Here is a 9,674-nt window from a genome sequence, read left to right on the forward strand (position 1 = left end):
CTGGCGCTGATGATTTCACAGGAGCCGGTTCATGAACAGCCGGATAAACGTCAGCCGCCGGGATCATGCCTCCCGGAGAAATATGAATTTTTTCCTATTTGGCATTGACCGGTGAGGGCAGCGATGCTATAAATCCATCCATGGTGCTGATTTGCGCCACCGACCCGCCGCCGAGGCGGGTTTTGTATTTCTGGTCCTTGGTCGGACTGCCTACTGGTGCGGTGGCGCCGTAGAGCGCTGCTTCCGCGAGATGCGAGAAATTCCATGCCCCGCTATGCCAGCATCATCACCGGCGATGACGGCCGCGAGATCGTCAGCGCCATCGGCGAATTCGAGGGCGCCGGCCCGGTGGCGCGCCTCGGCCGTGTCGAGGCGATTCCCGCCGGCGTGCTGATCGGCATGGTGCGCGATGCGGCCGGTGGCTTCTGCTTTCCGCAGGCCGGTATCGGCGCACAGCTCGTAGGTCTCGCGATGGCGCGGCTCAAGGCTGCAAGGCCTGTGGCGAGGCCCGCACAGGCCGCGAAGCCGAAGCGAGGAAAGGCCAGGAAGAAATCCGCCCGCTTGAAAAAGCGGGCCAGGCAGGCGCCGCCGAAGGCCGCCGCCGATGATGTCAATGTCGGGGCGCGGACCCATGACTGATGAAACCGGGCCGGCGCGCCGCAAGGCCAGGGCGGCAAGGCGCAAGCCCGCTGCCAGTCCGGTAGCCGCCAAGACGCCCCGGCCGAAGCGGACCAAGAAAACATTGGGCGACGATTTCCTGGCCGCCGTGCGGGCCGATTTTCTGGCGCATGGCGCCGGTGTCCTCGCCGAGGTGCGGACCGACAAGCCGGACCAGTATCTGAAGATCGTGCTGTCGGTGCTGCCCAGGGATTTTGATGTCGCCGTAAACCAGCTGGACGCCCTCTCGGATATTCTGTTCGAGGTGATCGTGCGGAAGTTCGGGCCAGCCCCGGAGGACTGACCGCCGGCCCTGCTTTGGGACCGGCACCTGAGGCCTCGATCGAACCAAAAGCCCGCCTTGGCTCACGCCGGGGCGGGCTTTCTTGCGTTTTCGGGCCGCTCATCGTTTCACGGATACGAGGCCCGGCTCCTCTTCGGCGCAAGGTCGGAAAACCGTACTCAGGCCAGGATGTTGACGGCGCGGGCCGCGACCAGCGCGATCGTGAGCAGCGAGATCATCGCCTCCGCCATCATCAAAAGCTTGGCGCGCTGGGAAAGGGGCAAGGTGTCGGTTGGTGAAAACGCCGTCGCATTGGTGAAGGCGAGGAAGAAATAATCAACGAAGCCAGGCAGCCAGTCGCGGACCTCGCGATCGTCCAGGGTCATTTGCGGAAACAGAAAATCGGCATGGGCGCGTTTGACCAGTCCGCAGGTCGGCGGCCCGCCGCGGTCGGTGCTCCAGAACCACAAGGCGAAAACGATGATGTTGGTGAGCCAGATATTGAGCGCGTCGACCAGCAGTGTCTGGCCGCTGCTGCCGGCATGTCCCGCCAGCAAAGCGCGCACCAGCAGCACCAGCGAGCCGCAGTTCATGACACTGACGACGCCGGTCATTACCAGGGCCGTTCTGCGGATCATGACGCGAAAACGGCCGACGAGATACCAGTGCTCTTCCTCGACCGCTTTCTGGGTGGCGACCTGCGTCCAGGCGGTGGCCACGGACAGGGGCACCAGCAGGGCGGCCTCCAGCGCCGGCGCCAGCCAGCGAGGGCCGAACGAAAGATCGTTGATGACCAGAAGCTGCAGGCAGATGATGACGAGGACAGCCGCGCGTGCCAGCCAGAAGTCGAGCGCGCGGTGATGGATGACGGCATGCTGGTGACGCATCGAATGTCCGGGATGCTGAAGTGGGATCAGGTGTGCGGGCTGTTTTGCCCGGGGAGGGCAATAGAATGCCGAGATTCCCGCTCAATCTTGGTATTGCAATGGCACCCAAGTATACTTTTTTGTAAGCTTTGACCTTGGGGCTATTCGGCAAACCGGGCGATGTGATTTAAGCGCGGCATGGCGGGAATTGACGACTCCATGGATCGTTGGGTGCCGGCAGCACTGCCTGCCGTGGGCCTGGACTCGTCATTGGTCTGGTCCGCGCTGCTTCGGCACCCTTGGGGTTTGCTGGCACTTTTGTGCCTGGTGCAGATCCTGTGCTGGACCCTGGTGCCAACACTCATCGATCCCGCACCGCCCGGCGACGTCGTGGAAGGCTTCATGTGGGGCCGCGAATGGGTGCTTTTGACCTACAAGCATCCGCAACTCCCCGGCTGGCTGCTCGAGACCAGTCATCTCCTGACCGGATCGTTCCGCTGGCCGCAATATCTGCTGGCCCAGCTGACGATCTCGGCCACTTTCGTCCTGGTCTGCCTGCTGGCTCGCGACACGCTCGGCCGCGACAAAGCGCTGGCCGCCGTGCTTTTGATGCCGTCGGTCTATTTCTTCGGCTGGCCGACGCCGCAATTCAATCACGACTATGCGCAGATGCCGTTCTGGGCGGCGATCTGCTGGTTGCTGTGGCGCGCCAGCCGCGGCGGCGGGCCGGGCTGGTGGCTGGCGCTCGGATTGGTGTCGGGCGTCGGGCTCTACGCCAAGTTCTCCACCGGCTTGCTGCTTGCCTTCGGCGGCCTCTGGCTGCTGTGCGACCCACGTGCGCGCAGCCGGCTGGCGACATCCTGGCCATGGCTTGGCCTGGCTGTGTTTCTCGCCGTCGCCGCCCCCCTTGCCATCGCACTCTACCGCATCGATTTCCTGCCTTTGACCTATTTCGCCGGCCGCGATGCATGGGTGAGCGAGCACCGGGCGCGGCTCTATTATATCGGCGTCCAGATGGCCGGCCTTTCCGGCTTTCTCCTCGTGTTGGCGCTATCAGGGCTGTTGCGGCGCTCACCAGCACCGCAAGTGCCGGTCGAGCGCGACACGCTCGTCTATCTCTGCTGGATGGGGCTTGGGCCGGCGGCGCTGATCATGGTGGTCTCGCTGTTCACCGGCACCGGCGAAGCCTGGGGCGCACCGATGTACAATCTTGTCGGCGTCGTCGCGCTCGCCTTTCTCGGTCACCGGCTCGGTGCCGTCGAGATGAGGAGGTTGGCGATCTGCGCCTTCATCTGCATCGTCGCCATGTCGGGCGCCTATGGGGCGATCCGATGGACGGACTGCAATGTGCGGGGACGCATGGACGCCGTCTGCTGGCCGGCGCGGCCGATCTCGGACGAGGCCGAGGCAATCTGGCACGCGGCGGCGCCGGGCCGGCTCGACATCGTCGGTGGCGACACCAATCTTGCCATGCTGGCTGGCCTCAACGCCTATGACAAGCCGTCTATCTTCACCGATCTCGATATGCGGTTCGCACCCTGGATCACGAGGCAGCGGTTGCGCGACCACGGCATGCTGATGGTCTGGTCGGGTCGTCACGTGCCGTCAAGATTTCTGGCGTGGGTGGACAATATCCCGGTCAAGACCGTTCTTTTCAACTGGTCGCGCGAGGCACCGCCGGTGGCGATCAGCTTTGCCGTCATTCCGCCCGGCACGCGATATCTGCCGGCTGCCGCCAGCAGCCGGACCCGGCATCCGCGCAGCTAGGGTGAGCGGCGTCGTGCGATCTCCCTATAATACAACCGGACGGCCGCTCGTCTGACTGGACGAAGCTGGCAACAATGCCCATTTATGCACTATCCAAGTTTGTGCCGCGCAATTCCCGACGGAGAGCCGCTACACTTCCCCGGAATTGCCTTTTGAGGAGACGTGACATGGCGACTTCGAGCGAACGTGCAGTGCTTGCCGGCGGCTGCTTCTGGGGCATGCAGGATTTGATCCGGCGCTTCCCGGGTGTCCTTGCCACGCGTGTCGGCTACAGTGGCGGCGACGTGCCGAACGCCACCTATCGCAATCATGGCGCGCATGCCGAAGCCATCGAGATCACCTTCGACCCGGCGAAAATCAGCTTTCGCCAGCTTCTGGAATTCTTCTTCCAGATACATGATCCGACGACGCGCAATCGCCAGGGAAACGATGTCGGCATGAGCTATCGCTCCGCAATCTACTACACCGATGAGGAGCAGAAGCGTGTGGCGGAGGACACCATCGCCGATGTCGACGCCTCCGGCCTGTGGCCCGGCAAGGTCGTCACCGAACTTGCGCCGGCCGGAGCGTTCTGGGAGGCCGAACCAGAGCACCAGGACTATCTCGAGAAATATCCCAACGGCTACACCTGCCATTTCGTCAGACCAGGCTGGAAGCTGCCGGTTCGTGAAAAGGCGGTTTCATAAGGCTCACCAGCCGTTTTGGCAGCAGGTTGGGTGTAAACGCTCGTCGATTGCCAAGGATCATACGCATTGGGGCTGTTAGCCGCCGTCCGGCGGTTGACAGTTCGCTGCGTTGCTGGCCAACTGCGTGGGTTGATTGATCATCGGGGATGAGCATGAAGAAGATCTACGAAAAGCCGGTGTTGGTGAAGCGGGAAAGACTCTCAAGTGTTGCGGCGGGACCGCTTTCTTCCAAGGCAGCCTGACCGGCCAGGCCGGCTTTCGGGCCTGGCTGGCCGAGTTGTAACGGTGATCGAATTGCTGGTGCGGGCAGGCTACGTCTTGCCCCGCTGGGCTTGAGAAGATGATTTCTTCCGAACCCGCGGCCTGCGCCGGGCAACTCAATGCAATTTTCATCCTGGATGTTTCTGCTTATACCGGGCCGCTGCTTTCCGGATGGATCGAGGCGGGAAACCGTGTTGGTGCGATCATCGTGCCTGGTTTTCAACGCCCATCCAGAGGCTTCAGCATTGGCAATTTTCGGCGCAGGCTGAGGCGCCGGCTTTTGCTCAGGCGCCATCTCGGCAACACGCCGGTAAAGCTGATCGAATTCCGCCGGCCTTACGACTGGAACGAGCTTGCCCGGCAATTGCCTGACATCGCCGCGGATGTGCTGATCTGCTTCGCTTTCCCGACCTTGATCCCGCAGCAGCTGCTCGACCTCTTTCCCAAGGGCGGGCTTAATTTTCATCCGGCGCTGCTGCCCAACTACCGGGGGCCGCATCCTCTCCATCGTCTTGTCGCGGATGGCCAGCATGCGGTCCATGGCGGCGTGACACTGCATAAGATGTCGGCCAATTTCGACGACGGCGACATCCTCGGACAAGTGCCGTTCACCGAAGCAGACTGGGCATCGCGGCGGGATATGGTGGACGGCGTGGCGAGCGCGATGCGCCGGTTGGTGCGTGAGGTGGCGCCAGGCTATTGCAAGAATCTGGTGTCGGGGATGCCGCAGCCAGCCGGTGATTTCGTCTGGGCTCGACTTGAGCGGGACCACATGGCGATTTCGTCCGACATGTCGATCGGGCACGTTGCCCGGATGTGGCACGTATTGGGCGCTAAACCCGGTATCTATCTGGATGTCGCCGGCCGCAAGGTCAGGCTGGCCTTCCAGGTCAGGCGACTGGGTCCGCCAACCGGAAAGGGTCCCGTAAGGCGGTGGGGGATGGTGGAGTTCGATCTTGCCAATGGCCGGGTTCGGCACCTCACCTACGGGCGCCTGCTCAAACGGCTGATGAAAATATACGCCTCATTCCCACGCCCCCGGGCCGGCAAACCGTACGCTGAATTAAGGGTCTTTGGCCGGGTGGGCAGTGAAGCGGCACCAGAGCCACAAGCGGGTAGTCGCGGACACTGAATCCCAATAATGGGAACCGTGGAAACTGCGTCCGCGGTTCCCATATCGCGATGGCAAACTACTTTCCGCAGTTGTTGTCGTTCACGGTCGGCGCGGTGGCGTTGCCATTGGCGTCCGTCTGTGCACCCTGCGGGTTGGTCGGGCAATTCTTGTCCGCATTGGAATTCAGGTCGCCCGGCGTGGTGGTCGTGCTGTTGGTCGCGCCCGGATCGATCGTACTGGGTGAAGCCGGGGTGCTTGGGTCCACAGTGACGGACTTGCCGCTACCGCCGGGCCCATCCGCGCCCGCTGCGCTATTGCTTTGTGCCATGGCGGATGTTGCAACGGCAATGGTGAAGGCCGAAGCCGCGAGGATTTTCATGAACATGATTTGTCTCCATTTTCTGTGAACTCGTCGCCGGGAACGGTGCACGGTTTCGCGGAAATCATGAACCGCTCAATCTCTTGTTTTGACACAATCCCGAACGGAAAATTGGTCCTGGAATCGCGTCCAGCGACTGGTGGGACAACCCCTCGGAATGGCGAAGGTTCCAGACAAATTTCCGCGCCGGCGATGTCCAATTGCCCTGGAGCTCGGGCAATGCTTTAGCGCGGCTTGCCAAAAAAACAGCTTTCCCAACCGTCCGAATGATGCTTTAACGCGCCTATCCACAGGGGTGCTCCGTACGGTCGGGGCTGAGACGGGGGCGGCAAGCCCACAGACCCTAGAAGCTGATCTGGGTAATACCAGCGGAGCGAGGCGGGCGATGTTTTCAGGCGCACAGGTTTCCCTATATCCAATGGCCGACGATTTCGTCGGCATCATTCTGGGCGCGCTCGGCGCGCTCGATCCGTACCGCGATAAGCTCAGGATCGAGACCGACGACATTTCGACCTTGCTGGTCGGGCCCCCCGAGGTGTTATTCCCTGCGCTGCGCGACCTTTTCGTGGCCGCGTCTGGCAGCGGCAGGCATTGCGTGCTGTCAGCCACCATTTCGCGTGGCTGCCCAGGCGAGCCGGATGACCCGATCTGCCGCTCCGACACGTTCGGCGGACCTGCCGGGCCACTCGGCCCGCGCAAGCAAGCCGCCATCACCGCAGTGCGCGGCGCGCCGGCCACTGGCCAGCCGGCGGCGGCGCAGTTCTCGCTCTATGTGATGGGCACTGACGACCACATGGACGAAATCTATGGCTGCATAGATTTCCTGAAGCAGTCCGGCGTCTACGATCGCTCCAAGAATTTCTGCACCAAGCTGCGCGGCGATGCCGGCGCGATCTTCTCGGCCCTCGATGAAGCCTTCTGCCGCTTCGGGCCCGGCGCCGGCCATGTAACCCTCGATGTCACGGTCTCGGCCAACAGTCCCACCGCCGTCTGAACCGCTCGTGGTCTCATCGTCATTCAACCCGCGTAACGTCGCGGGCTTCTTCGCAAAAACAGCGCCGGCCGTGATATCGATCGGTTTGGTGCTCGTGGCCTGGGAACTGTACGCAAACATTTCCGGCATGAAGCCGACGGTTCTGCCGGCGCCCTCGCGCGTCTTCGAACAGGCGATGCTCAATCGGGAAGCCTTGGTCGACAACGCCATTCCCACGGTCCGCGCCACGCTGATCGGTTTTGCCTGTTCGCTCAGTGCCGCCTTCGCCCTGTCGATGCTGGTCGACTTCTTCCAGCCTTTGCGGCGAGCGCTGTTTCCCATCTTCATAGTCAGCCAGACTTTGCCGCTGGTCGCCATCGCGCCATTGGTGGTGCTGTGGTTCGGCTTCGGGCTGGCGCCCAAGATCGTGCTGGTGGCGCTGGTCACCTTCTTCCCGATGCTGGTCGCGCTGGTACAGGGCTACGAGGCTACCGAGGTGGAGATCGGTCAGATGCTGCGTGCCATGGGAGCAGGGCGTTGGCGTGTCTTCATGCTGGCACGATTGCCTTCGGCGCTGCCTTATTTCTTCGCTGGCCTCAGGATATCCATCACCTATGCCGTCGTCGGCGCCATTTTCGCCGAATATGCAGGCGCGGCCAAAGGGCTGGGCATCTACATGCTCAACGCCAAGAACAATTTCCGTCCCGACCTGGTGCTCGCCGCCGTCTGCGTCAGCGCAGCGCTCACCCTTGTCCTGTTCGGGCTGACGATGCTGCTGCAGCGTCTTGCCATGCCCTGGGAACGAGCTGCTGGCAGGCAAGGCCCTGGAAAAGGTCCAGAAGCATGAGCCGGCTCGAATTGCGGCATGTTCGCAAGGCGTTTGGCGGGCTCGATGTGCTCGCCGACATTTCGCTTCGTGTCGATGCCGGCGAATTCGTCTCGATCCTTGGACCTTCGGGAGCCGGCAAGTCGACGCTGTTCCAGCTTCTGACCGGCGCCGAGCATGGCGAGGGTGAGATGTTCTTCGACGGCGTGCCGCTCGACGATCACGGCAGGCATTTCGCCTTCATGCCGCAGCGCGACGCGCTGATGCCGTGGCGGCGCATCCTCGACAACACCACGCTCGGACTCGAGGTGCAAGGCGTCAGCCGCAAGGCGGCACGGAAGCGTGTGGCTCCGCTGTTTGCCGAATTCGGCCTTGCCGGCTTCGAGTGGCACTTTCCAGCGCAGATCTCGGGCGGCATGCGCCAGCGCACGGCGCTTTTACGCACCGTGGTGCAGGAACGCGATATGTTGCTGCTCGACGAGCCGTTCGGCGCGCTCGACGCACTGACCCGTGCGGCCCTGCAGCGCTGGCTCGAACAGATGTGGCGGCACCACCACTGGACGGCGTTGCTGATCACTCATGACGTGCGCGAAGCCCTGTTCCTGTCCGACCGCATCTATGTGCTGTCCGCGCGGCCTGCCCGGGTCGTGCGCGAGATCAAGGTGCCGCTGCCGCGCCCGCGCGATTCCGCCAGCGCGGCCACGCGGCAGGCCGGGGCACTCGAGGCCGAGATTCTCGACATTTTGCTCAACCTCCAGCCATCCGAAGGACATGACCATGATTGACTTGACGCGCAGGCAAGCCCTGCTGCTCACCCTTGCCGGCAGCGTACCGCTGATCACCGGATCGAGCCGTTCCTTCGCGGCAACGCGGACGGTCACGGTCGCCCTCGACTGGACGGTCAACACCAACCACATCGGCCTGTTCGTCGCCCGCGATAAGGGATTTTATCGGGAAGCCGGCATCGAGGTCGACATCCTGCCGTACAGCGATACCGGTGCCGGCACGCTTGTCGCCAACCATGTCGCCGATTTCGGGATCAACGGCACCATCAGCCTGTTCACCCAGAAGACCGCGGGGGCCGATCTGAAGGGCGTCTATGCCGTCGTGCAGTCCGAGACAGGCCGGCTGGTGTTCAATGCCGCGCGCAGCGAAATCAAAAGCCCGAAAGATCTGGATGGCCTGACCTATGGCGGTTTCGGCAGCGCCTGGGAGACCGCGCTGATCTCGACCATCATCCGTCACGACGGCGGCAAGGGCGATTTCGAGACGGTGACGCTGGGCACTTCCGCCTACGAGGCGCTGGCCAACGGTTCGGTCGACTTCACGCTGGAAGTGTCGACCTGGGAGGGCGTCGAAGCCGAACTCAGGGGCGTTAAGCAGCGCAGTTTCGTCTATGCCGACCATGGCGTCCCCGATGAGCACACCACGCTTATCTCTTCGAGCGAAGCGTATCTCCAGGCGAACCCCGAATTGTCGTCATCCTTCATCCAGGCAACGCGGCGCGGTTACCAATTCGCCGTCGATCATCCAGGGGAGGCCGCCACGCTGCTGATAGCCGCCAACAAGGATGCCCTGACGAATCCGGCCTTGGTCCACGCCTCGCTGAAGGCACTGCTCGAGGGCAATTATCTACGCGGGCAAAATGGTGCCATCGGGACGTTGGACCCTGCCAAGATGGAAGCGATCGGCAACTACCTCTTCGCCGCCGGCATTCTGCGCGACGCCGACGGTAAGGTTCTGCCGCAGAGCCCGGATTTCGCCAGGTATTTCAGCAACGCATTTCTGGGGTAGCTGGCCAATCCCTTAAGGAGAGGATCAACTCGGGCGAAACCCATTCCTGGCGATCCTCGAAGCGGAGA

11 protein-coding genes and 1 riboswitch are annotated in these 9,674 nt (G+C 62.7%); of the genes, 9 read left to right on the forward strand and 2 right to left on the reverse strand.

Annotated features, from left to right (window positions below):
* Positions 1 to 264: 264 nt before the first annotated feature.
* Entirely contained in the window at positions 265 to 639 is a 375-nt protein-coding gene (locus MESAU_RS15830; RefSeq protein WP_015317043.1) for a hypothetical protein, read from the forward strand.
* Entirely contained in the window at positions 632 to 961 is a 330-nt protein-coding gene (locus MESAU_RS15835; protein ID WP_051041295.1) for a hypothetical protein, read from the forward strand. Before MESAU_RS15830 ends, MESAU_RS15835 begins: the two co-directional genes overlap by 8 nt.
* A gap of 158 nt (positions 962 to 1,119) precedes the next feature.
* Here MESAU_RS15835 and MESAU_RS15840 read toward each other — a convergent pair whose 3' ends face one another.
* Positions 1,120 to 1,827, reverse strand: a complete 708-nt coding sequence (locus MESAU_RS15840) for a hypothetical protein (protein ID WP_015317045.1) — start codon at positions 1,825 to 1,827, stop codon at positions 1,120 to 1,122.
* A 198-nt stretch (positions 1,828 to 2,025) separates the two neighbouring features.
* On the opposite strand from MESAU_RS15840, the gene MESAU_RS15845 reads away from it, so the two are divergent.
* The 3 genes from MESAU_RS15845 (at position 2,026) to MESAU_RS15855 (ending at position 5,652) form a co-directional block, all read left to right on the forward strand.
* The gene (locus MESAU_RS15845; protein ID WP_015317046.1) at positions 2,026 to 3,573 is read left to right on the forward strand and encodes a glycosyltransferase family 39 protein; all 1,548 of its coding nucleotides are present in this window, start codon (positions 2,026 to 2,028) and stop codon (positions 3,571 to 3,573) included.
* Positions 3,574 to 3,740: 167 nt separating this feature from the next.
* A complete protein-coding gene (gene msrA, locus MESAU_RS15850) occupies positions 3,741 to 4,259 on the forward strand; it encodes a peptide-methionine (S)-S-oxide reductase MsrA (RefSeq protein WP_015317047.1) in 519 nt (172 codons plus the stop codon).
* Between the two features lie 340 nt (positions 4,260 to 4,599).
* A complete protein-coding gene (locus MESAU_RS15855) occupies positions 4,600 to 5,652 on the forward strand; it encodes a formyltransferase family protein (protein ID WP_041163414.1) in 1,053 nt (350 codons plus the stop codon).
* Positions 5,653 to 5,710: 58 nt separating this feature from the next.
* Here MESAU_RS15855 and MESAU_RS15860 read toward each other — a convergent pair whose 3' ends face one another.
* Complete coding sequence (locus MESAU_RS15860) at positions 5,711 to 6,019, reverse strand: hypothetical protein (protein ID WP_015317049.1); 309 nt, start codon at positions 6,017 to 6,019, stop codon at positions 5,711 to 5,713.
* A 275-nt stretch (positions 6,020 to 6,294) separates the two neighbouring features.
* A riboswitch (TPP riboswitch) is annotated at positions 6,295 to 6,408 on the forward strand.
* Here MESAU_RS15860 and MESAU_RS15865 point away from each other — a divergent pair.
* From MESAU_RS15865 to MESAU_RS15880, 4 genes are all read left to right on the forward strand, one after another.
* The gene (locus MESAU_RS15865) at positions 6,399 to 7,007 is read left to right on the forward strand and encodes a YkoF family thiamine/hydroxymethylpyrimidine-binding protein (protein ID WP_015317050.1); all 609 of its coding nucleotides are present in this window, start codon (positions 6,399 to 6,401) and stop codon (positions 7,005 to 7,007) included. Its footprint overlaps the riboswitch before it by 10 nt.
* Before the next feature lie 127 nt (positions 7,008 to 7,134).
* Entirely contained in the window at positions 7,135 to 7,833 is a 699-nt protein-coding gene (locus MESAU_RS15870; protein WP_411961396.1) for an ABC transporter permease, read from the forward strand.
* The gene (locus MESAU_RS15875; protein WP_015317052.1) at positions 7,830 to 8,597 is read left to right on the forward strand and encodes an ABC transporter ATP-binding protein; all 768 of its coding nucleotides are present in this window, start codon (positions 7,830 to 7,832) and stop codon (positions 8,595 to 8,597) included. The genes MESAU_RS15870 and MESAU_RS15875 overlap by 4 nt, the downstream gene beginning before the upstream one ends.
* On the forward strand, positions 8,590 to 9,606 hold the full coding sequence (locus MESAU_RS15880) for an ABC transporter substrate-binding protein (RefSeq protein WP_015317053.1): 1,017 nt from the start codon (positions 8,590 to 8,592) through the stop codon (positions 9,604 to 9,606). The genes MESAU_RS15875 and MESAU_RS15880 overlap by 8 nt, the downstream gene beginning before the upstream one ends.
* Positions 9,607 to 9,674 lie beyond the last annotated feature (68 nt).

Origin of the sequence: Mesorhizobium australicum WSM2073, assembly GCF_000230995.2 — a bacterium.
GTDB classification, from domain to species: domain Bacteria; phylum Pseudomonadota; class Alphaproteobacteria; order Rhizobiales; family Rhizobiaceae; genus Mesorhizobium; species Mesorhizobium australicum.